The organism is Methanomassiliicoccus luminyensis B10 (assembly GCF_000308215.1).
Classification (GTDB): Archaea; Thermoplasmatota; Thermoplasmata; order Methanomassiliicoccales; family Methanomassiliicoccaceae; genus Methanomassiliicoccus; species Methanomassiliicoccus luminyensis.
The window spans coordinates 734,317-756,940 of sequence record NZ_CAJE01000012.1 but is presented as its reverse complement, the minus strand read 5'-3'; the positions used below and the strand labels follow the sequence as shown (position 1 = coordinate 756,940).

Sequence of the window (22,624 nt, the reverse complement as noted above, 5' to 3'; positions counted from 1 at the left end):
ACGGCATAATGTATTTTTATTTAATTAGTAAAGATATTTAATCCCGGGGAAAATTAGATTATACCCCTGCCTGCCATTATGGCCTGGAGATCGGGATATGGCAGGCACCGCCGACGCGAAGGGGAAGGGCAAGAAGAAAGAGAGCATATTGCAGAGCGGGGAGAAGGCGCCGAACTTCGAGCTGCCGGCGTCAGCGGAAAAGAAGTACGCTCTCAAGGACTACCGCGGCAAGCCGGTGGTGCTGATCTTCTACCCGGCCGACTTCAGCCCGGTGTGCACCGACCAGCTCGCCCTGTACTCGACCATACTGCCGCAGTTCGAGAAGTACGGCGCCCAGCTGTTCGGCATATCCGTGGACTCGATATGGTCCCACGCGGCCTTCGCCGCCGACCGGGGCGTAAAGTTCCCCCTGCTCTCGGACTTCAATCCCAAGGGCAAGGTCTCCAAGAAGTACGGGGCGTTCTCCAAAAGAGAGGACATCAGCGAGAGGGCGCTGTTCGTCCTTGACCCCAAGGGAAGGATCTACTGGAGCTACCTATCTCCCATGGGCGTGAACCCAGGGGCGGACGGGATACTGAAGGCGCTCCGCGCCATGAAGGAGGAAGGGATATGATGCCGGAGATCGAGCAGGGATTGCTGAGCCAGGAGGTCGGGAAGAGGGACCACGTCGAGGGCGGGGAGAACGCCAAGGTCACCCTGATCATGTATGGGGACTTTGAATGTCCTTATTGCAGGCGCGCGTACCCAGTGGTGAAGAGGCTGCAGGAATCGCTCGGTCCAGATCTGAGGTTCGTGCTCCGCCACTTCCCCCTCTCCTCGATACACCGCCACGCCATGATCGCCGCGGAGGCGGCCGAGGCTGCCGCGGCCCAGGGCGCGTTCTGGGAGTACGTGGACAAGCTGTTCGAGAACCAGCACGGCCTGGACCCCAAGTCGCTGTCCACCATGGCCGCGGACCTGGGCCTTGACACCGACCGCTTCAAACAGGAGCTGGACGGCCACGTCCACGCCTCCCGGGTCGAGGAGGACCTCGACAGCGGCATCATGAGCGGGGTCAACGGCACTCCCACCTTCTACATCAGCGGGAAAAGGTACGACGGTCCCTCGGAGTACCGCGAGATGTACGATGCCATTCTGAAGGAGATACGGGCCAACGAATAAGCCAGGTCCATAAACCTTTTATCTGTCCTGGCATTACGAGTGAGGCAAGGGCCGATAGATCAGCTCGGAAGATCGCGTGATTTGCAATCACGAGGCCTCGGGTTCAAATCCCGATCGGTCCACTTTCACATCCATTATTCTGCGCGACCCCGTATTATGTGGCGGTTAAAACTCGGCTAGCTTGCACATCGCATTGTCCTTATCATCGAGGCAGAGATCGAGTAGCCAATGGAGGTCATGATCTCCTCGCGACCCATTATCTGTGCGATGTCCTCAACGGTGCCTCATACAATCACAGGGACCGGTCGAGGCTGCCCCAGTACGTGAGGGCGTCACCGGCAACGGGAAGGAGGGGTTCAAGTCTCCATGCTGGACGACTTTTAACGTTCCGGGGAAACATCCCGATAATGGACCGTGGGTGTTGTGACAAGAACTGCATGTCCGCGGACAAGATGCACATGATCGACGACGAGCACATAGGGGGCACATGTTCGTTACCTTCCCCCCCCATACATATTGTCCGCTATCGCGGGCCTCATCGACCGCGCCGGGATGTCAGGTCGTGCACTGTCCCGGACTTCTGTACGCATACGCCGCGATGAAGGTGATGACCTCGGACGCGGAGGTCAGGCAGACGGTGCCGAAGGGGACGCGAGGACCCTGGACTGGAAGCTGGGCCCTTATCTCCATATTGAATGGAAGGGGGGTCTGGAAGAGGCGGATGAGGTCTTCGGCCGCTCCTTCATGAGATTATGCCCCAATTTGCGGAGTTAGAATTTAATAAACACGTGGCATATCATATTAGTTCAGACAGGCAGGTAGATCATGGATATTGAGGATTCGTCTAGTGGGGCGAAGCGCAAGAGATTTGTGCTTGCCACTATCGCCGTCGTCATCTTACTCGTTTCGGTGGCGATGACCGCGATCGTGTTGTTGGGCCCGACGGATGCAGACCCCTCAGAGCAGTCAGTAGATGATGTGTCCTTGGCGTTGTCGGACATCCCCCAGGGCTGGACCGAGGAGCCCGGTCAGGACTGGAAGATCTATTTTCCGGATGACCTGAACGAGTGGGGTGGCCCATCCTTCAAGTTCACGAACGACACATGCAGCATTCTCCTGCAGATAATGATTCTTAAGTACAATACATCCGACCAGGCTCACACAATCTATGATCAGTTCGTGAGCACAATGAAAAACAATGGGCCGGCCACGGGAGAACAGTTCTTGGGTGACCACGATATAGGGGGCGGGGCGGCCCTATTCCACCATGTCGGAACATATATTGGTGGGGAAACAGAGAAGAGGATGATGGTGTACAAAGATCAATTCGTGATAGGCATGATCTGGCTGGGCCTGGACGGCCATATTGTCGAGGACTCTATGATGCTGCAATACGCCGAAATTCAGGCATCGAAGATCAACTAGGCTGAGCCTCACCCAAGTTCCTTTGCCTTTGGGCGCCGAGATACATTACTCGTGATTGTCGAGAGTTCATTCCATCATCAGCCCCACCGTGAAGCCTCGTCCTGAGCAGGCGGCGCCGGCGCAGCCATGACATCATAGTCGTCTTTCGGTCAAAGTATCATATATCGCGACAGCGGTTTTCTTGGCGATGAGCAAGCCGAAGATCGAGGTCCTGTACCAGTGGGGATGCGGCAGCTGCAAGCGCATAGAGCACGCCGCCATAACCGCGGTGGAGGACCTCGGTCTGGACGTACCGGTGGAGAAGCTCACCGATATCGAGGAGGCCAAGAGACGGGGCGCCACCCAGGCCCCCGTGCTGTTCATCAATGGCAAGATCGCGGTCCAGGGTCGCTACCCCACGTCCAGAGAGATCAGGGAGCTGATCGAGAAGGAGATGCGGTCAGGCGCCGACGAGCAAGTCCTGTGATCGCGCTCAGAGGTCCAGGATGATAGTTCTGCTCCTGATGAACTTCATCCCAGCAAGTGCTCCACCAGTATCCTCAGCCCGATCAGGATGAGGATCGCGCCGCCCACGATCCTGACCTTCTCGCCGAATAGCTTGCCCAGATGGGAGCCGAACAGGAATCCGGGAAGGCACAGCGCGAACGTTACGGCGCCTATCAGGAGGATCGGCTCCAGGACCGAGGTCTCCAGGAAGGCGAAGCTCAGTCCCACCATCAGGGCGTCGATGCTGGTGGCCACGGCCAATACCAACGCGCCGCTCAATGTCAAACATCCCCCCTCGTCGTCATCGCCCCTCAGCGCGTCATAGATCATCTTCGCGCCGATGAATACGAGCAACCCGAAGGCGATCCAGTGGTCCACGGCAGCAATGGCCTCGGCGAAGCTGCGGCCCACCAGCCACCCGATGGCCGGCATGAGCATCTGGAAGCTCCCGAACAGGGCAGCGATCAAGATGGCCTGCTTCAGCTTCTCATCCTCCACCGTCATCCCCTTGGCGATGGAGACAGCGAAGGCGTCCATGGCCAGACCCACTGCTATCAGGAGCACCGTTAGCAGGTCCATTGCCCACCCCTTGCCAGAGAGGGAAGGGGCAGGCCCGGACCGTTGCGCGCGATCCTGAACATGAGACTGGCCCTCATCTTATTTCTGAGGGCTCACATGGCATGAGGGTATATAACCGCTTCCGCCCCGCATCACCGGAGGCTTTCGTCGCCGTCGTCGAAGCGGGTGGCCAGGTGGGTCCCGTCACAGAACGGCTTGTTCTTCGATCGCCCGCACCGGCACAGGGTCTGGCGGTTCCTCACTTCATATCGATTGCCGTTCGCCGACTCCACCGGGATGCCACCCAGCACCCGCAGCGGCCCGCTGACCTTCTTGCCGGGGTCCTCCACCACACCAATGGTCTGCTCCAGCTTGGGTTCCAGCTCCTTCCCGGTGCGCTTCTCGCACGGCACCAGGCGGCCGGAGGAGCACTTCTGGGCCATGTCGATTGCCATATCCCTCGCCTCTGGATCGCCGGAGCGGTTCTTGACGATCCTCCATGCTCCCTCGGCGCGGTGGCAGAACTGCAGGGCCGAGCACAGACCGGCCTCGTCCTTCATCTCCAGCCCGGGGCCCTCATAGAGCTTGTAGCGCTTGTTGAACCCGGTGACGTTGGCCGTCTCGCTGCCGCTGAACCCGTTGCTCAGGTGGCTGCCGTCGCAATAGGGCTTGTCGGAGGAGCCGCCGCACCGGCACAGCTGGTAGGATTCCTGCTCAGGAAACCTCGCTCTGATCTCCCACTCCCTGGGGACCCCGTCCTCATCGTCAACGATGATATCTTTGGTCAGGGGAATGCCGCCCTCTACGATGTAGGGGCCGTCCTTGGTCACGATCACTTTCCGCGAGCTGTTCCCTTCCTCGTTCTCTGCCATTTTCCTTCCCTCGGCGACCGAACACATCGACCTCATTTCATAAGGCCGTTTCGGATAAAGGTCCGGCGCACCGGCCTGACCAGATGATCAATGTCAGGGAACGCCGCGTACATGGCGTTTTGGGATACTTAACGGAACCGAGAACTAGATCATGGGAAATGGAAGGGATTTGAAAAGAAGGCCACCGGCGATGGCCTCAGTCGTTCATGTGCGAGTGCTGCCCGCCCTTCCTTTTCGCCTCAATGGGCTGGGCCCTGGCACCTTTCTTGCCCGCCTCGGAGAGCTTCTCGTGGGTGGTCATCTCGCGCATGTGGGATGGATGAGTGCACTCGCTCCCCCGGCACTCGTGGGGCGCCAAGCCCCCCATCCGTCCCGCTTCTGCTCTCTTCTCATGGGTGGTCCGATCTCTCATGTCGTCTGCCTCCTTGGCCGGCCGGGAGCTTTCACCACCGGCCGCGGTCGCTACTTGTCGATCATCGTATTAGTCGATGACCCGAGGTTCGCTCGGCCCGCCGGGAAGGTCCGTTGAGGATATCGCGGCGAGGCGGCGATGCGCTCGCCCCTTATGGTCTCCGGCATCTAGATTAGGCCGGAAGGGCCTTCTTCCAGATATCATGAGGCTTCTCGAGGACCACGGCAAGAGGCTGTTCCGGGAGTATGGTCTGAGGGTGCCGCGAGGCCGGACCGTCACGACCCCCGAAGAAGTGGACCATATCGCGGGCCCGATGGTGCTGAAGGCCCTGGTCCCGGTGGGGGGCAGAGGAAAAGCGGGGGGAGTGCTCAAGGCCGCTACCGTGGAGGAGGCCAGGTCGGCGGCCCGGCGCCTGCTGGGCATGAATATCAAAGGGTTCAGGGCCCGCTCGGTGCTGATCGAGGAGGAGACACCGATGTCCCGCGAGATCTACCTGAGCCTCACGGTGGACCGCTCGTCCGGTCTGCCGGCGCTCCTGGCCAGCCCCCAGGGCGGCGTGGACATCGAGAGCCTGCCGGACAGCGCCATCGCCCGCTGGACCATCCATCCGTTCCTGGGGGTGCAGCCCCACCTGGTGAGGGAGGCCGCCAAGGCACTGGGCCTCCAAGAATATCGAGATGATCTGGAGGAGGTGCTGACATCGGTGTGGGCCCTCTTCCGCGCCATGGACTGCGAGCTGGTGGAGATCAATCCGCTGGCCCTCACCGACGGAGGCGAGCTCGTCGCCGCTGACTCCAAGGTCATCATCAACGACGACGCCCTGTTCCGCCATCCCGAGCTGGGCAGCCAGGAGCAGGGAGTGGAGGGGTTGGAAGCGGAAGCGCGGAGCAAGGACATATCCTTCGTAAGCCTGGACGGGGACATCGGGGTCATCGCCAACGGAGCGGGGCTTACGATGGCCACTCTCGACGAGATCGCCTTGCGGGGCGGCCGCGGGGGCGCCTTCCTGGACCTGGGCGGCACCGACGACCCCGCCAAGGTGGAAGAGGCGTTCAAGCTGATGGCCAGGGCCGGGCCGAAGGCGGTCCTGCTCAACATATTCGGCGGCATAACCAAGTGCGACACGGTGGCCCAGGGCGTGGTCGGGGCCATGGGCAGGCTGGACCATCACTTTCCGTTGGTCGCCCGCATACGCGGGGTGAACGAGGAGAAAGCACGCCAGATGTTGCGGGACCACGGCATCGCCTCGCACCTTGATCTGGAGGAGGCGGTCAGGGAGGCGGTGGCGCTGGAGGCCGGGAAATGATCGACCACGGGGGCAGGATCATCGTCCAGGGCATCACCGGCCGCCAGGGGCGGTACCACACCCGGGCGATGCTGGATTTCGGGACCGACATCGTGGCCGGGGTCGCTCCAGGAAAGGGGGGTCAGGAGGTCGAGGGGGTGCCGGTCATGGACAGCGTCAGGGAAGCGGTCGAGATCACGGGGGCGACAGCGTCGGTGATGTTCGTCCCCGCCCCCGCAGCCAAGGACAGCGCCCTGGAGGCCCTGGAGAATGGGATCAGGCTGCTGGTCATCATCACCGAGCACGTCCCTGTGCACGACGCCATGGATATCGTTCAGTTCGCCAGGCTGAAAGGTGCCAGGGTCATCGGGCCGAACTGTCCTGGCATCGCGTCCCCCGGCCGGGCCAAGCTGGGCATTATGCCCAACAGCATCTTCATGGAAGGCAGCGTCGGGGTGGTATCCCGGAGCGGCACCCTAACCTATGAGGTCGTGAGCTCGCTGACCGCCGCGGGGATTGGTCAGTCGACCTGCATCGGCATCGGCGGCGACCCGGTGACAGGAACCTCGTTCTTAGACGCGCTGGACCTCTTCGAGGAGGACGAGCTTACTCACCAGATAGTACTCATAGGAGAGATCGGCGGCACGGCGGAGGAGGATGCCGCGGAGCGTATCCGGAGGGGAAGGAAGCCCGTAGTGGCCTACGTGGCTGGCCGGTCCGCGCCGCCGGGCAAGCGCATGGGCCACGCCGGCGCCATTATCTCGCGGGGCAAGGGAACCGCCCAGAGCAAGATCGAAGCGCTGGAAAAGGCCGGCGCGCTGGTGGCCAAGGTGTCATCGGACATCCCTGGGCTGGTCCGAAAGGCCCGGGGATGAGCGGCCGCACAATGCGCACAATATATTATATCACTAAGTCGCGAGTCGGCCGCTAAAGTAACAATATAATAGCACCTTCGACCTCTATATGTGTGCGATGTTCCTTTCGCTAAGCTGGGTACAGCTTCAGGGAATATATGCGGTTAAACAGCTTCAGAAACGCTTAAATACAATAGCCGCTTAGCTGGGAATACCCGAGTAAAGGCCCAGTGTGGTATCGGGTGCATGGACAGGCGCGAAAAACGTCATCTGTGCATTTCCCTAGGTTCGGGCGGTATGGGTTGCGACGAAAACGCAACTAATATATACCCCTTCGAACATGGAGGGAAGCTGCGGTCGAAGTCAATATCGACCGCAATGATTCACTCTGATGCACCCGGAAAGATACCCTTTTCGGGGAAGTGGTGGAGAACGGACAGGATAAGGGAAGAGGTCCTGCGTTTAATGATCACCAATCATATGCAATTCGGACGTGTGTTAAGCCGACACAAGTAGCGGCATGCTACGTCGTATGGGGAATGGCTCGGCTCGAGCGCCGATGAAGGTCGTGTCAAGCTGCGATATGCACCGGGTAGACGCAAGAAGTCTTTGATCCGGTGACCGCCGAATGGGACTTCCTATTCTTCGGAATGTTGAGTAATCAACGGGAACGCGGGGGATCGAAACATCCTAGTACCCGCAGGAAAAGAAATCACCGAGATGCCGTCAGTAAAGGCGATCGAACGCGGCACAGAGCAAACCGAATCCCTCATAGAAATGTGAGGGAGTTGTGGTGTAGTGGACCCAGATACATCTTAACCGGTCAACCCGAAGTCGTCTGGAAAGACGCACCAAAGAGGGTGATAGTCCTTTAGGGATAAGCCGGAAAGATGAGTTTTGGTGTTCCGGAGTAACGTGCGTTGGATATCGCGCGTGAATCTGGGGAACATTCATCTCCAACTCTAAATACGTCTCGAGACCGATAGCGCAGTAGTAGCGCGAGTGAAAGCTGAAAAGTACCCTTGACGGGAGGTCAAAAGAGCCTGAAACCATCCGACTATAACCAGATGTGGCGTTAAAGCGAAGAAGCACGAAAGTGTGGAGCAGCGTTGCATTATCCGTTTTGAATAACGGGCCAGCGAGTTCTGATCAGTGGCGAGACTAAGGTATTGAATACCGGAGTCACAGGGAAACCAACAAGCACGCAACCTTCGGGTGAGGTGCGAGGTGTGCTCGCCTGGAGTCACTGGTGGGATACCCGAAGCCAGTTGATCTATGCGTGGGCAGGTTGAAGCCCTTCGAAAGGAGGGTGGAGGACCGAACCGGTAATGATGTGCAAATCTTTCGGATGACCTGCGTATAGGGGTGAAAGGCCAATCTAAACTGGAAATAGCTGGTTCCTCGCGAAACTTGTCGCAGCAAGACCTCAGCCGAGATAGATTGTGGGGTAGAGCGACCAATTCGGGGCTTAGGCCGGGAAACCGGTCGGCCCTGTGTTGAACTCCGAAACTGCGATCGTCGTAGACGCTGGGATTGAGGGCCTCTGGGGTAAGCTTGGGGTCCATAAGGAAAAGAATCCAGCCTGAAGTTAAGGTCCCTAAATACCGGCTAAGTGAAACATGAAACTGCGTCCGCAGTCAAAGACAACCGGGAGGTGGGCTTAGAAGCAGCCATCCTTCAAAGAAAGCGTAACAGCTCACCGGTCGAGATTGTGGGCCAGGAAGATGGACGGGTCTAAAGCCGGTTACCGATACTTCAGAGCACCGCAAGGTGATCTGGTAGCGAGGTGAAGTGCATGGGTAGAAGTTTGGCCGTGAGGTCAAGTGGACCGTGCTCTTATAAGGATGCTGGTAGGAGTAGCAGCAAAGATTGGTGAGAATCCAATCCGCCGCAGGGGCAAGGGTTCCTCGGCAATGTTCGTCAGCCGAGGGTTAGCCGATCCTAAGACAACCCTTAATCGAAGTTGTCAAAAGGGAAGCAGGTTAATATTCCTGCGCCATGGCATCCATTGCCTAACGCGAGACACATCGGGATAGATCGAGCAGGGGTGTCAACCTGTTCAAGCGTCGAAGCCTTTGGAGAACCGTAATGGTGAGAATTAGGTGAATCCGCGAGTAGGCGGGCGAAGGCCCGCTTCGGTCAATTCCTGGTGTCAATGAAAATCGCGCTAGTTTAGTTTGTCATGTTCGTACCAAGAACTGACACAGGTGCCCCTAGGTGAGAAGCCTAAGGCGTGTCGGCGTAATCGAAGCGAGGGAATTCGGCAAATTAGCCCCGTACCTTCGGAATAAGGGGTGCCAGCCATGAAGATGGCTGGTCTCAGTAACAAGGGAGCTCCGACTGTTTAATAAAAACACAGGTCACAGCTAGTCCGAAAGGATTTGTATTGTGGCTGAAGCCTGCCCAGTGACGGTATCTGAACCTCGGGTTCAACTGAGCGAAGGACCGTTAAACGGCGGGGGTAACTATGACCCTCTTAAGGTAGCGTAATACCTTGTCGCTTAATTGGCGACTTGCATGAAGGCCCAACGAGAGCTCTACTGTCCCCGCTTCGAAGCCGGTGAAACTGATAGTACCGGCGCACAATCCGGTATCTTCCACCTGAAAGCGAAGACCCCATGGAGCTTTACTGCAACCTGTTGTTGTGGTACGAGCCCCGATGTGTAGCGTAGGCAGGAGTCGTTATCAGGGCTTGCCGCTAGGCAAGTTCCGAGACAACAATGAAACACTGCCCTTCGGGACTCGTATCACTTACTCCTTCGGGAGGACAGCTATAGGTAGGCAGTTTGGGTGGGGCGCCACGCGCTCAAAAAGGTAACAAGCGCGCCCAATGGTCAGCTCAGGCAGGTCAGAAATCTGCCGTTGAATGCAAGGGTATAAGCTGGCTTGACGTGGGTTGGGACAATAACAATCCGCGATACGAAAGTAGGGCCTAGCGAACCACTCAGCCTTCTGAATGGGGGCGAGTGATAACAGAAAAGTTACCCTGGGGATAACTGAGTCGTCGCTAGCAAGAGTTCATATCGACCTAGCGGTTTGCTACTTCGCTGTCGGCTCTCCCTATCCTGGCGGTGCAGCAGCTGCCAAGGGTGGGGTTGTTCGCCCATTAAAAGGGATCGTGAGCTGGGTTTAGACCGTCGTGAGACAGGTTTGTTGCTTTTTGGTGGAAGTGTTTTGATGCCTGACGGGAAGGATCCTTTAGTACGAGAGGAACGGGGATTCGTAGCCTCTAGTTCATCAGTTGTCTGGCAAGGCACTGCTGAGCAGCCACGCTGCAAGGGATAAGAGCTGAACGCATCTAAGCTCGAAACTCCCCCGGAAAAGAGGCATCTTAGAACACTCGTAAATGACGAGATTGATAGGACTGGGGTGTAAGTACCGAGGTTCTCCGAGGTATTCAGCCCGCAGTTACTAACGTTTGCGTCGCAAAAGTGTCGGCTTAACAGTCAATCGAATTGCATATGATTTCTCTTCCCGAGATTTTCATTTTTATATGGCCTAGCTGGTTTTGTCGTTGTATTGCTTTCCTCTCTTGATCGTTTCACGGTCAAGCCTGGAGCCTGTAACGCTAGCCGAGGTGCCGGGAACGCCATAGCTCTAGGACCATTCGAAATGGTGTTATGATGGTGCATGCTCTCGAGATCTTCCTAAATGAAAAGGAAATACGGGCGCGTTCATCCGGAGAACAAAGCTCCGGGCCATCCGCGACGTTGTCCGCGAAGAAGCGCCGTCGCCGAAGAGCGCATCTGCATGCGGATGCCCACGTTCTACCTGAACGGCAGGTGGTTCGTTCACTACACTGCATTCTCTAAGCATATAGGGCTCTATCCCAACCAGAAGGTGTGGAGGCGTTCAGGGAGAAGTTGACAGGCTATAGAACGTCCAAGGGGGCCATACGGTTCCCGCTGTCCGAGCCGCTGCCTATGGACCTCATCCGCGAGGTTATGCACTACCGGGTCAAGGAGGCCTCGGAGCGGACCGGTTCAAAATGATGTCACCGGGAGATCTCCTCGATCCCCAGCCCCTTCAGCTTATCGATGATGGTCTGCAGCTCCACCGAGTTGCGCCGGCCCATGTCCAGCTTCTTGCCGTTCGCCAGCACAAAGGTCAGGTGCGACGGCAGTACCTTGACCTCGCCCTCGTCCAGAAGCTGCATCCGGCGGACCTTGATGCCCCTCAGGTCGTCCTCGGCCATGAAGGACGGCTTGCCGAGCAGCTTCTCCAGGGGGGAGGTGTACACCAGCACCCCGTCCCGGTACACGCGGATCGGGCGGACCACTCTCTGAGCGCGGGGGCTCATGACCTCGGTGACGTAGAACACCGCTCCCGCCCCCACTGCCGCCAGGACGATCTCAGAGAGGTCCTCTTCCCCCTGCCCCCTGAACACCGTTATGATGATGTACATGATGAGGACAATGCCGACGAACCTCCCCAGGCTCTCAAAATAATGCCACTTCTTGCCCCTCAGGTACTTCCGGGGCATGAGGCTGAGCGGTATCTTCTCAGTATATATCGGCTTCTCGCCGGCCGATTCCTCCTCGCCGCGCTCAATGCGCCTGCGCCTTGCCATGCGCCTAGATATGAAGGTGGCAGATAGACCTTTTTGCTCTCAGGCGTCAGGGGGCACCATGGCCCGGAGGCGCTGCATCGCCTCCAGCTTCTCCCGCTTCTTGAGCTTGGCCTCCTCCACCCCCATCTCCAGGTAACGGACCGCCTCGTCCATGGCCCGGCGGTCCACCGGGAACGGCACTCCGTCCTTCCCCCCGACCGCGAAGGTGTACTTCACCGGGTCCCTCCACGACGGCTCCTCCCCGTACACCAGCTCGCCGGCGAGGGCCAGCGCCCTCACCGCTGACGGCCCCACCCCCCGGATGGCCAGCAGCTCCTCGTAGTCCTGGGGCTGGAACTCGTACGCCGCCCTCAGCGCCCTCCAGTTCACCGTCCGGGGCATGTGCAGCTTCTTGGGCCGAAGGCCGCACCACTCGTCCAGAGTGGTCTGCCCCTTCTCCACCACCACGATATCGTTCCGCAGGTGGTCGATGCCGTCGTTCACCAGGTCCACGGCCAGCTTCCTGGACCCCTCGGAACTGCTCGCGGTCATGTCCAGGGCCTCCTCCACCCTGCTCCCTAGGATGGCGGTGTGCGGCTCTTCCACGAAGTGGCGAAGCTCGGAGGAGCACCACTGGTACCGGCGCGCGTACCCCGTGGCATCGCTCATGCCCTGCTGGACCACGGTCCAGTGGCCCTCCCGGTCGAACAGCAGGGCGTGGTGATAGAGCCTATGGCCCGACTGTATGGCGGCGTTGTCCACTTTGGCGCACATGCGGGAGATGTACACCAGCTGCCGCTCGAACTCTTCCGATATATCGTTCAGCTCGGCCACCTCGGCGATCTCCTCCGGCGTCCGCAGCGACACCTTCCCCTTCCCCCCGACCACCGCCAGGTCCTTGCGGCCCTCGAAGGCCTTCTTCAGCGCGCCGCATGTCACGGTAGTGGTCCCGGAGGAATGCCAGTCGAACCCCAGGACACAGGAGAACGCCTGGAACCAGAAAGGGTCGGCGAGCCGGCGCAGGTACTCCTCGCTGCCGCGCTCCAGCACCATGACGTCGGTGATGGCGCCGGCCAGCTTGACCATCTGGTTGAACAGCCACCGGGGCGCGGTGCCGTTGTGCAGCGGGAGGTCGGTGATGCCGGTGCGGGCCATGGGACGTTCCACGTCAAAAGGGCGTATAAGCGTTCCCGTAGGCCCTTCGAAAGTGCTCGGGGCTCAGGGAGCGAACATGGTGGTGGTAGCGGTGGGCAGCGCGTTCCGCAGCGCCACCATGTGGGGGTGGTACAGCCGCATCTGGTCGGGGAAATCCGGCTCCCGGCCCACGATCCGCGACACCACCTTGACCTCCAGCTTGCCCAGGACCTTCCAGGCGCCCCCGGCCCCGTAGGATGTATCGGTCATGATGATAATAGGCAGCTTGAGCCTCAACTGCTCCTCGGGGGTCAGCATGCCAGCGAGGTAGTCAAGCTCCCGCTTCTTGATGCGGTAGCTGATGCCGTCCTTGGCCTGGTACTCCGCCTCCGACTGCTCCATCAGCTCGGCCAGGGAGATGCGCTTGGACGGCACGTGGCGGTTCATGATCTCGAACATCTTGCGCAGCTGGCTGTCCTCTTGCACGTCCTTCCGAACGACGCCGGGGCCCCATAATGTTTTGGAGCCCCCACTGCAACGGCGGAGGGCAACCTTAAAGTAATCTTGACCTGGAATAGCAGTGGCATGTCTCCCCCTCCCGCTGTCAATGTCATCGATGAGAGCGTCAAGCGCAGGCTGTTCGACCCCCCCGGCCCCCTGCCTGCTTTCGAGGAGAGGGAGGCCAAGGAGACCGACGGCGTGAGGACCACCGATATCCAGCTGGCCATGAACGGCGAGAAGGTCCCTGCGTTCTTGGTGGAGCCGCTGGAGGGGGGAAGGCACCCCGCCGTGCTGGCCCTGCACCCCGCCCCGGGGGACCGTTCGTTCTTCCTGAAAGAGGCGAGGGAGCTGGCCCGCAGCGGGGTGGTGTCCCTGCTCATCGACGCCCCGTGGGCGGACGTGCAGGCGTGGGGCCGCGACCTCGCGGAGCCGGGGCCGGGGAGGGAGAGGATCGTGAGCACGGCAGTGGAGCTGCGCCGCGTCCTGGACTTCCTGGAGCGCCGGGGCAACGTCAACTCTTCCCGGATGGGGTTCCTGGGCATGAGCCTGGGGGCCATGCTGGGCGGCATCCTCGCCGGCGCGGACCGCCGCATCTCCGCGTTCGTGCTGATGTCCGGGCTGGCTTCCTTTACCGATGTGGCAGCGGTGAACATCCCCGTCCTCAAGGGCGAGGCGCTGGAGCGCTACCGCGACATCATGGCGCCAGTGGACCCGGTCAACTTCCTGGGGGAGGCGTCCCCGGCGCAGCTGTTCATCCAGTACGGGCGGCGGGACGTGTTCCCGGCCGAAGCGCTGGAGAGGTTCGCCGGCGCCGGCAGCCAGCCCAAGACCGTGACCGTCTACGACGCCAGCCACTTCCTGAATGAGGAAGCGCGCAGCGACGGGGTGGACTGGCTGATCGAACGCCTCGGCAGCGGGCCGCGGGTCATCGAGGTCAAGGCACCATCGAAGTGAGGCGCAAGCGCCGATATCTGGAAGATTTCGGGACATTGATTATTATTCACCTGGTCCATAAGTGGAGGCGAGGAACATGGCATCGGACCCCCGACCGGAACTGGAAAAGCTGCTTGAGACGCACCCCTGCTACAACGAGTGCGCCCACCGCAAGTTCGCCCGGATGCATTTGCCGGTCGCCCCGAAATGCAACATCCAGTGCAACTACTGCAATCGCAAGTACGACTGCACCAACGAATCAAGGCCGGGAGTAACATCTGAGATCCTCACTCCGGAGCAGGCAGTAGAGAAAGTCCGCTACGTCAAGGAGAAGGTCCCGTACCTGTCGGTCCTAGGCATCGCCGGTCCCGGGGACCCTTTAGCCAACGAGGAGACGTTCCGAACGCTCGAGCTGGTGGGCAGGGAGTTCCCGGAGATGACGCTGTGCTTGAGCACCAACGGCCTGGCGCTCCCGGAGAACGTGGACCGCCTCAGGGGTCTGGGAGTGAGGTTCGTCACCGTGACCATGAACGCCATCGATCCTGAAGTGGCGGCGAAGATGTACGACTTCGTCAGGTATCGAGGCAAGAGCCTGCGGGGGGTCGAGGCAGCCAGGGTGCTGGTGGAGAAGCAGCAGGAAGGTATCAAACTAGCTGCCAAAGCAGGCATGCTGGTCAAAGTCAACTCCGTGCTGGTCCCAGGGATCAATATGGACCATCTGCCCGCGGTAGCGAAGAGAGCGAAGGAGCTCGGCGCTTACATAGTGAACATTCTTCCTCTGATACCAGTTCCGGGCACCAAGTTCGAGAGCATGCGCGCGCCGACGTCCAAGGAACGCAAGCAGCTGCAGGACGAGTGCGAGGTGGACATACGTCAGATGCGGCACTGCCGGCAGTGCCGGGCCGATGCCATCGGGCTACTGGGCGAGGACCGGTCGGCGGAGTTCGCGCACTTCACCTGCGGCGGTGGGGAGAAGGAAGGGGCACCCGCGGCGATGGAGCTGGAAGGTAATACCAAATACCGCATCGCCGTGGCTACCACCGACGGCAGGGAGGTTGATCAGCATTTCGGCTTCGCTGAAAAGTTCAGGACGTACGTCGTGGAAGGTCCGAGCATCACCGAAGGCCCCAGCATCGACGTGACGGAGGAGCAGGAGATCCCCCTGTTCGGTCCGGGCCACCGCACCAAGATCGAAGCTACGTCCGATAAGTTGAAAGGCATGGACGCGGTCATCTCTACCAAGTTCGGCCTCCCGGCGATCGAGCTGTTGCGCGAGGAAGGCATCGTGCCGATCGAGGACAGCGGGAATGTGAAGGAAGCGTTGCGCAGGGCGGTCGACTCCATATTCAAGGAGCGCTCCGCGACGTTCGAGTGATCTCGACAGTCTGGTGTTATAATGAAAGGCTCGGACCTGCTGGTAAAATGCCTCGAGAACGAGGGCGTCAAGCACATCTTCGGCATCCCGGGGGAAGAGAACCTCGACCTCATGGACTCGCTGATAGGTTCCAACATCGAGTTCGTTCTTACTCGCCACGAGAGCAGCGCTGCGTTCATGGCAGGAATGGTGGGTCGGCTAACACAGCGGCCCGGGGTGTGCCTGAGCACCCTGGGGCCGGGCGCGTCGAACATGGTCATCGGCGTGGGCGAGGCGTACCTGGGATACTATCCAATGGTGGCGCTGAGCGGGCAGGTGCGGACCGAACAGCAGCGCTCCCCCAGGAAGCAGTACATCGACCTGGTCTCCATGTTCAAACCGATCACCAAAAGCTCGTTCTCGATCCGTGATCCCAACAGTATCCCTGATCTCGCGAGGAAGGCGTTCGCGACAGCAACGACGGAGCGGCCGGGGCCGGTCTTCGTAGAATTGCCGGAGGACGTGCTGAAGAGCACCGCCGGCGCGAGGCCGTGCCCCGTTGTTCACGAGGCGCCGGCCGCGGCGGACTTCGAGACCGAAGCTATCAGGAAGCTGCTGATCAACTCGAAGAAGCCGCTCATACTCTCGGGGCAGGGCGTGATCAGGGGGCGGGCGTCGGAAGAGCTGACTCGCTTCGCCAGCGCCTGGAGCATCCCCGTGGCCATGACCTGGCTGGGGGCAGGGTCGATATCGTGCGAAAACCCCCTGAGCCTTGGACTAGTGGGACTTCGCAAGGCGGACTTGGTGCGCGGGGCGTTCGAGGAAGCGGACCTGATAATATTGGTCGGTTTTGACGTCATCGAGTTCGAGCCGCAGTTCTGGAACATAGGGGCGCCGAAGAAGGTCGTGTACATGGGAGCCGCGCCGTGCGATGGTGCGCCGGGGTTCCAGCCGGACATCCAGGTCCTTGGTGATGTTGGCCATATCCTCATGGCGTTGAACAGGCACCCCCGGCCGAGGGTGGATTGGGCTTCCGGTTATCGCGTTGAGCTCGACCGCGCGATCTCCGCGCTGCCGGAGGACTCTTCGCCGGTAAAACCACAACAGGTCATCCATGCCATCCGGGACGCGCTGGGCCGCGACGGCATCGTCGTATCGGACGTCGGGGCCCACCTCATCTGGATGGCTCAACGATATCCCGTCTATGGGCCGAGCACTGCGCTGCTTTCCAATGGCCTCCTCCCCATGGGGGTTGGCGTTCCGTGGGCGATCGCGGCCAAGCTGACGCACCCTGACCGCAAGGTCGTTGCTTCTGTTGGGGATGGGAGCTTCCTGATGACCAGTATGGAGCTTGAGACCGCAAAGAGGCTGGGAACGCCTTTCGTAGTGGTGGTCTGGAACGATTCTGAGTACGGCCTCATAAAGCTCAAGCAGGAGCGCGCGTTCGGGCGGGGGCGTAGCATTGGGACGAGATTCAATAATCCCGATGTTGTAAAGTTCGCCGAGTCCCTAGGCGCGGAGGGTTATCGTGTCTCCTCGGCTGCGGATCTCAAGGAAGCGCTCACCCGGAGTCTGAATGATGATTCGCTAGCCGTTATCGACGTGGTAATCGACCATGAGGAGAATTCCAGGCTCAAGATTCAGTGAGTGAGATAAACTAATGCTGCAGGTCATAGTCTCGGATAAAATGAAAGAAGGGGTGGAAAGGTTCGAACAGTAAATATCCACAAATTAGAGCTATGGTGTTCCATCTCATTATACTAATCTCTGTATTGCTGGAGTGCGTTTTTCCAGAATTGTAGCTTGATCTCCATCAAGGTGGTTTCAATCCACGCACCCGTGAAGGGTGCGACACCGACGACCAGGGAAGCCGCTGTGGGGTGGAGGTTTCAATCCACGCACCCGTGAAGGGTGCGACTCTTCTCACTATCGCCTCATGTATGGCCATCGAGTTTCAATCCACGCACCCGTGAAGGGTGCGACGGCCTCGCGGTATCCGAGGATACGTGGGTACAGACGTTTCAATCCACGCACCCGTGAAGGGTGCGACCAAAATCGGGTGCCGTAGTGCGGCGTATTGCCGAGGTTTCAATCCACGCACCCGTGAAGGGTGCGACGGGACCGCGACGTTCACCTGGACCGTCACGGTGGAGTTTCAATCCACGCACCCGTGAAGGGTGCGACGTCCAGGGCATCGCTGATTTCTTTGTCGACATCGGTGTTTCAATCCACGCACCCGTGAAGGGTGCGACCTTGGAGTCCGAAGCCTCCTGGTGTCCAGGCGGTCGTTTCAATCCACGCACCCGTGAAGGGTGCGACCAGCAGTATCGGCCAAGTAAAACCCGTCAAAGACGTTTCAATCCACGCACCCGTGAAGGGTGCGACCTCGTGCAGCCGGAGACCCAGCTCGGCCCGGTCGTTTCAATCCACGCACCCGTGAAGGGTGCGACTTGATGGCCTCTTCTCTTTCCCTCATATTGTCGTCGGTTTCAATCCACGCACCCGTGAAGGGTGCGACTCCAATATCTTCTTAAGGTCAGGAGCCGAATATGTTTCAATCCACGCACCCGTGAAGGGTGCGACACGGAACGTCTGGTCCACCTGGGACATCCATCGTGTTTCAATCCACGCACCCGTGAAGGGTGCGACCCTGATGCTCGATGAGCCGTTCATGCGCGACGAGTTTCAATCCACGCACCCGTGAAGGGTGCGACGGTACACCACGGCGGGGTCCAGCGTGCTTGGGTAGTTTCAATCCACGCACCCGTGAAGGGTGCGACAGCAAGCAGCATCGAAGGGAGCCTGAACGCCAAGTTTCAATCCACGCACCCGTGAAGGGTGCGACCGGCGTGTCTCGGCAATTTCATGCTGCCGATCGAGTTTCAATCCACGCACCCGTGAAGGGTGCGACAGTCACCACGATGGACTTATCGGTCGATTGGTTGTTTCAATCCACGCACCCGTGAAGGGTGCGACAGGAGCCCAACCTGCCGCAGTGGGCCGTTGACGTGTTTCAATCCACGCACCCGTGAAGGGTGCGACATGACCCAATCGATCATGGTGTTGCGCTGATTCTGTTTCAATCCACGCACCCGTGAAGGGTGCGACCCCCCTGCGGCCTCGGTGTCCTGGTGCTCCCCGTCGTTTCAATCCACGCACCCGTGAAGGGTGCGACACCTCAAGAGGGACATGGACCGCGCCGAGAAGATGTTTCAATCCACGCACCCGTGAAGGGTGCGACCTGCTCATCGACGCAAGATACACCCCGCTGGCAGGTTTCAATCCACGCACCCGTGAAGGGTGCGACAGCAAGAAGGTAGCGGTCCCTAGGACCAATGCGATGTTTCAATCCACGCACCCGTGAAGGGTGCGACGCTCATCATCTCAGGCCCACCCCCCGAACAGGGCGTTTCAATCCACGCACCCGTGAAGGGTGCGACATGACCCAATCGATCATGGTGTTGCGCTGATTCTGTTTCAATCCACGCACCCGTGAAGGGTGCGACTACTGGGAGCTTGCCAGCTCCACCAGCTCCACCGGGTTTCAATCCACGCACCCGTGAAGGGTGCGACTCGTTGTCTCACCTCACGCGATCGTCAGCGTTTTGTTTCAATCCACGCACCCGTGAAGGGTGCGACGCTGGTGGACCTGGTGCGCGCCATGGACTTCCAGTTTCAATCCACGCACCCGTGAAGGGTGCGACCTCCTTCTCCGAGGCGGCCGGGTCGATGGTCTGGTTTCAATCCACGCACCCGTGAAGGGTGCGACCTTGACCGCTGGCACGGCGGTCCTACGTCATTTGACGTTTCAATCCACGCACCCGTGAAGGGTGCGACAGGTTGGCCGGGGGGGCTAGTCAGGCCAAAAGGAGTTTCAATCCACGCACCCGTGAAGGGTGCGACTTGGCGTAGATGCCAGCCCTCTCGACAATAGCCTGTTTCAATCCACGCACCCGTGAAGGGTGCGACGCGTACTCCCTGCGCTGGGAGCCGCGTCCTAAGAGGTTTCAATCCACGCACCCGTGAAGGGTGCGACCCCCTCGACGTAGATATCCTGCCCTACTTCCCTGGTGTTTCAATCCACGCACCCGTGAAGGGTGCGACTCTCGGCTGCTGGACTTTGCCGGGAACCCTTACGCCGTTTCAATCCACGCACCCGTGAAGGGTGCGACGTGACCCGTTCAACGCTGAGCGGGTGCGTCAGGTGTTTCAATCCACGCACCCGTGAAGGGTGCGACGCTTTGGATCCTAAAGTCTTGAACAGATTGGCCGAGTTTCAATCCACGCACCCGTGAAGGGTGCGACGCACCCCGAGGTGCGGGAAAAGATCGTGGTCGGCGTTTCAATCCACGCACCCGTGAAGGGTGCGACTGATGGCTTCCAGGATAGGGGCCACGTCGAGGGTGTTTCAATCCACGCACCCGTGAAGGGTGCGACGTCCTTGCTCTTGCCCGCCTTCGGCGCGGGCTCCGGTTTCAATCCACGCACCCGTGAAGGGTGCGACACCAGAGCTTGAATTGATTGCATGTCGGCCAGTTGTTTCAATCCACGCACCCGTGAAGGGTGCGACGGCCCAGATCTCTGGGGAGACCTGGAACCACCGGTTTCAATCCACGCACCCGTGAAGGGTGCGACGACCCCCGAGAAGATAGAGCGCGGGGTGGAGGAGTTTCAATCCACGCACCCGTGAAGGGTGCGACAGTTGCCGTGCCCGGAGAGTGTGGTAGCCCCGCCGTTTCAATCCACGCACCCGTGAAGGGTGCGACGGACGACCTGGACCAATACGTGACGGAGCTGGAGGTTTCAATCCACGCACCCGTGAAGGGTGCGACGTAAGCCATGTGCATGACCGAGAGGGAGTGCCGGGTTTCAATCCACGCACCCGTGAAGGGTGCGACGGTCAAGATGGGTGTGGTGGCCTACCTCAAAGAGTTTCAATCCACGCACCCGTGAAGGGTGCGACTACTCCCCCATCCAGTACGCGCCCCTAGCATCGTCGTTTCAATCCACGCACCCGTGAAGGGTGCGACCTCCGGGGGACCTTCACCTTGCGGGGGTTCCCGCAGTTTCAATCCACGCACCCGTGAAGGGTGCGACCATCCGTCTGGATTGACCAGGTAATCTACATGGCTGTTTCAATCCACGCACCCGTGAAGGGTGCGACGCCCCGAGCTTTTCCCCCCTTCCCCATCTGGCTCGTTTCAATCCACGCACCCGTGAAGGGTGCGACGTGCAGCGTCTGCAAGAGCGGCGTCATGGAGCGGTTTCAATCCACGCACCCGTGAAGGGTGCGACTCGGCCACATCCAGCCGCATCTCCGACTCGATGCTGTTTCAATCCACGCACCCGTGAAGGGTGCGACGACCCTCCGCCACCGGCTGCTCGGCGAGGCCCAGTTTCAATCCACGCACCCGTGAAGGGTGCGACGGCCCAGGACGTCTCGATGATGAGGCGGGACATGGAGTTTCAATCCACGCACCCGTGAAGGGTGCGACAATGTAGCAGCGACCGTCCAGAAAATGGATGGGGGTTTCAATCCACGCACCCGTGAAGGGTGCGACGTGCGATGGTCAGCAGGTCGATGCGGTCCTGGGGGTTTCAATCCACGCACCCGTGAAGGGTGCGACTCTTGGCGCGGGCCATTCAGGCACCCCCCATCACGTTTCAATCCACGCACCCGTGAAGGGTGCGACCCGATATCCATGTCCTTGACGGTGTTGTTCTTGTAGTTTCAATCCACGCACCCGTGAAGGGTGCGACCGTGATCAAGGAGGGCCTCGGCCACAAGGACCGGGTTTCAATCCACGCACCCGTGAAGGGTGCGACGCGCGAGGTCCCCGGTCCGCGTGACCGGGAAGACGTTTCAATCCACGCACCCGTGAAGGGTGCGACACCCGCTAAAATCGCGGACTGCTGGACGGACGAGTTTCAATCCACGCACCCGTGAAGGGTGCGACGGCCACCGAGGCGGCGGTGCGTGCCCAGAAGCAGTTTCAATCCACGCACCCGTGAAGGGTGCGACTCTTATTGCCGATTATCTGGATGTTGCGATAGACGTTTCAATCCACGCACCCGTGAAGGGTGCGACTACTCCGAGCAAGTACGGTCTCTTCGCCACTGAGGTTTCAATCCACGCACCCGTGAAGGGTGCGACATCCTCGGGCGAGCTGCACGACAAAATCAAGAAGTTTCAATCCACGCACCCGTGAAGGGTGCGACTGGGATCAGGCCTCACCGGCCCTTGCGGTTCATGAGGTTTCAATCCACGCACCCGTGAAGGGTGCGACGCGCCTTGTTCATCTCCTGCTGGTAATCCCTCGAGTTTCAATCCACGCACCCGTGAAGGGTGCGACCTCGTTCGACCGCCGCGAAAAGGGACAGGGACCTGTTTCAATCCACGCACCCGTGAAGGGTGCGACAAGCTCGCCATGGAGTAGTGACTCAATGAAACTGTTTCAATCCACGCACCCGTGAAGGGTGCGACTCCGGCACACCTCCTGCGCGCTGTGGTCTGCGGGGTTTCAATCCACGCACCCGTGAAGGGTGCGACCCCTTGATGAGCTCACCTCCTCCGGAGATCAGGGTGTTTCAATCCACGCACCCGTGAAGGGTGCGACAGCGATAGTGATAGCGCGTCGCGCCGGTAGGGTTGTTTCAATCCACGCACCCGTGAAGGGTGCGACAGTGCGGGATGTTCCTCCAGCCGGACGGGACCAAGTTTCAATCCACGCACCCGTGAAGGGTGCGACAGGGTGGCAGGTATCGCGTTTCCTGCGTCTACGGTTTCAATCCACGCACCCGTGAAGGGTGCGACTCCCGCGTTGGTCGAGATATCGCCGTCGAAGTTGTTTCAATCCACGCACCCGTGAAGGGTGCGACGGGCGGCGCAATGGCGTATCTGATGATCGACGCGATGTTTCAATCCACGCACCCGTGAAGGGTGCGACGGGATATCCCGGGCCCATGTCTCCGCCGAGCTCAAGTTTCAATCCACGCACCCGTGAAGGGTGCGACTTTGTCTCCCCAAAGCATGTCGTCAATCTCCAGGTTTCAATCCACGCACCCGTGAAGGGTGCGACTGCAACGCTCCCTTCGATCCC

Annotated in this window: 16 protein-coding genes, 1 tRNA gene, 1 rRNA gene and 1 CRISPR repeat array (1 of these 19 cut by a window edge); of the genes, 12 read left to right on the top strand and 6 right to left on the bottom strand. The window is 59.8% G+C overall.

The features are described from left to right. The first annotated feature begins 97 nt into the window (after positions 1 to 97). From WYS_RS06725 to WYS_RS06700, 5 genes are all read left to right on the top strand, one after another. Entirely contained in the window at positions 98 to 613 is a 516-nt protein-coding gene (locus WYS_RS06725; RefSeq protein ID WP_019177407.1) for a redoxin domain-containing protein, read from the top strand. Further along, complete coding sequence (locus WYS_RS06720) at positions 610 to 1,161, top strand: DsbA family protein (protein WP_201798861.1); 552 nt, start codon at positions 610 to 612, stop codon at positions 1,159 to 1,161. Before WYS_RS06725 ends, WYS_RS06720 begins: the two co-directional genes overlap by 4 nt. 48 nt (positions 1,162 to 1,209) lie before the next feature. Continuing rightward, a tRNA-Ala gene (locus tag WYS_RS06715) sits at positions 1,210 to 1,283 on the top strand. 703 nt (positions 1,284 to 1,986) lie between these two features. Next, positions 1,987 to 2,586, top strand: coding sequence for a hypothetical protein (locus WYS_RS06705; protein ID WP_019177404.1), 600 nt, complete (start codon positions 1,987 to 1,989; stop codon positions 2,584 to 2,586). Positions 2,587 to 2,773: 187 nt separating this feature from the next. Beyond that, on the top strand, positions 2,774 to 3,052 hold the full coding sequence (locus tag WYS_RS06700) for a thioredoxin family protein (RefSeq protein WP_019177403.1): 279 nt from the start codon (positions 2,774 to 2,776) through the stop codon (positions 3,050 to 3,052). Between the two features lie 44 nt (positions 3,053 to 3,096). Here WYS_RS06700 and WYS_RS06695 read toward each other — a convergent pair whose 3' ends face one another. The 3 genes from WYS_RS06695 to WYS_RS15985 all read right to left on the bottom strand — a co-directional run bounded on the left by WYS_RS06695 (position 3,097) and on the right by WYS_RS15985 (position 4,914). Then, a complete protein-coding gene (locus WYS_RS06695) occupies positions 3,097 to 3,651 on the bottom strand; it encodes a manganese efflux pump MntP (RefSeq protein ID WP_019177402.1) in 555 nt (184 codons plus the stop codon). A gap of 131 nt (positions 3,652 to 3,782) precedes the next feature. After that, positions 3,783 to 4,502, bottom strand: coding sequence for a CDGSH iron-sulfur domain-containing protein (locus WYS_RS06690; RefSeq protein ID WP_147654470.1), 720 nt, complete (start codon positions 4,500 to 4,502; stop codon positions 3,783 to 3,785). Positions 4,503 to 4,698: 196 nt separating this feature from the next. After that, positions 4,699 to 4,914: a hypothetical protein gene (locus WYS_RS15985; RefSeq protein ID WP_147654469.1), complete on the bottom strand. Its 216-nt coding sequence runs from the start codon at positions 4,912 to 4,914 to the stop codon at positions 4,699 to 4,701. Between the two features lie 202 nt (positions 4,915 to 5,116). Between WYS_RS15985 and WYS_RS06680 the strand changes: the two genes are divergently transcribed. The 4 genes from WYS_RS06680 to WYS_RS16360 all read left to right on the top strand — a co-directional run bounded on the left by WYS_RS06680 (position 5,117) and on the right by WYS_RS16360 (position 11,045). After that, entirely contained in the window at positions 5,117 to 6,220 is a 1,104-nt protein-coding gene (locus WYS_RS06680; RefSeq protein ID WP_019177399.1) for a succinate--CoA ligase subunit beta, read from the top strand. Beyond that, entirely contained in the window at positions 6,217 to 7,074 is an 858-nt protein-coding gene (gene sucD / locus WYS_RS06675) for a succinate--CoA ligase subunit alpha (RefSeq protein WP_019177398.1), read from the top strand. Before WYS_RS06680 ends, sucD begins: the two co-directional genes overlap by 4 nt. A 490-nt stretch (positions 7,075 to 7,564) precedes the next feature. Then, positions 7,565 to 10,484, top strand: a 23S ribosomal RNA gene (locus tag WYS_RS06670). Positions 10,485 to 10,895: 411 nt separating this feature from the next. Continuing rightward, positions 10,896 to 11,045 carry a hypothetical protein gene (locus WYS_RS16360; RefSeq protein ID WP_019177397.1) on the top strand — a complete coding sequence of 50 codons (150 nt, stop codon included), beginning with the start codon at positions 10,896 to 10,898 and terminating at the stop codon, positions 11,043 to 11,045. 2 nt (positions 11,046 to 11,047) lie between these two features. Here WYS_RS16360 and WYS_RS06660 read toward each other — a convergent pair whose 3' ends face one another. The 3 genes from WYS_RS06660 to WYS_RS06650 form a co-directional block, all read right to left on the bottom strand. Beyond that, positions 11,048 to 11,623: a hypothetical protein gene (locus WYS_RS06660; protein WP_019177396.1), complete on the bottom strand. Its 576-nt coding sequence runs from the start codon at positions 11,621 to 11,623 to the stop codon at positions 11,048 to 11,050. Positions 11,624 to 11,662: 39 nt separating this feature from the next. Beyond that, positions 11,663 to 12,757 carry a DUF763 domain-containing protein gene (locus WYS_RS06655; RefSeq protein ID WP_019177395.1) on the bottom strand — a complete coding sequence of 365 codons (1,095 nt, stop codon included), beginning with the start codon at positions 12,755 to 12,757 and terminating at the stop codon, positions 11,663 to 11,665. A 63-nt stretch (positions 12,758 to 12,820) separates the two neighbouring features. Next, positions 12,821 to 13,222: a DUF61 family protein gene (locus tag WYS_RS06650; RefSeq protein ID WP_019177394.1), complete on the bottom strand. Its 402-nt coding sequence runs from the start codon at positions 13,220 to 13,222 to the stop codon at positions 12,821 to 12,823. A 99-nt stretch (positions 13,223 to 13,321) separates the two neighbouring features. Between WYS_RS06650 and WYS_RS06645 the strand changes: the two genes are divergently transcribed. The 3 genes from WYS_RS06645 (at position 13,322) to WYS_RS06635 (ending at position 17,171) form a co-directional block, all read left to right on the top strand. Then, positions 13,322 to 14,191 (top strand): alpha/beta hydrolase, encoded by an 870-nt coding sequence (locus WYS_RS06645; protein WP_019177393.1) that lies wholly within the window; start codon positions 13,322 to 13,324, stop codon positions 14,189 to 14,191. 76 nt (positions 14,192 to 14,267) lie between these two features. After that, positions 14,268 to 15,545 (top strand): nitrogenase cofactor biosynthesis protein NifB, encoded by a 1,278-nt coding sequence (gene nifB / locus WYS_RS06640; RefSeq protein ID WP_147654468.1) that lies wholly within the window; start codon positions 14,268 to 14,270, stop codon positions 15,543 to 15,545. 21 nt (positions 15,546 to 15,566) lie between these two features. After that, positions 15,567 to 17,171 (top strand): acetolactate synthase large subunit, encoded by a 1,605-nt coding sequence (locus WYS_RS06635; RefSeq protein ID WP_019177391.1) that lies wholly within the window; start codon positions 15,567 to 15,569, stop codon positions 17,169 to 17,171. 174 nt (positions 17,172 to 17,345) lie between these two features. Then, a CRISPR array of direct repeats spans positions 17,346 to 22,624; the repeat unit is 32 nt; unit sequence GTTTCAATCCACGCACCCGTGAAGGGTGCGAC (it continues 2,230 nt past the right edge of the window).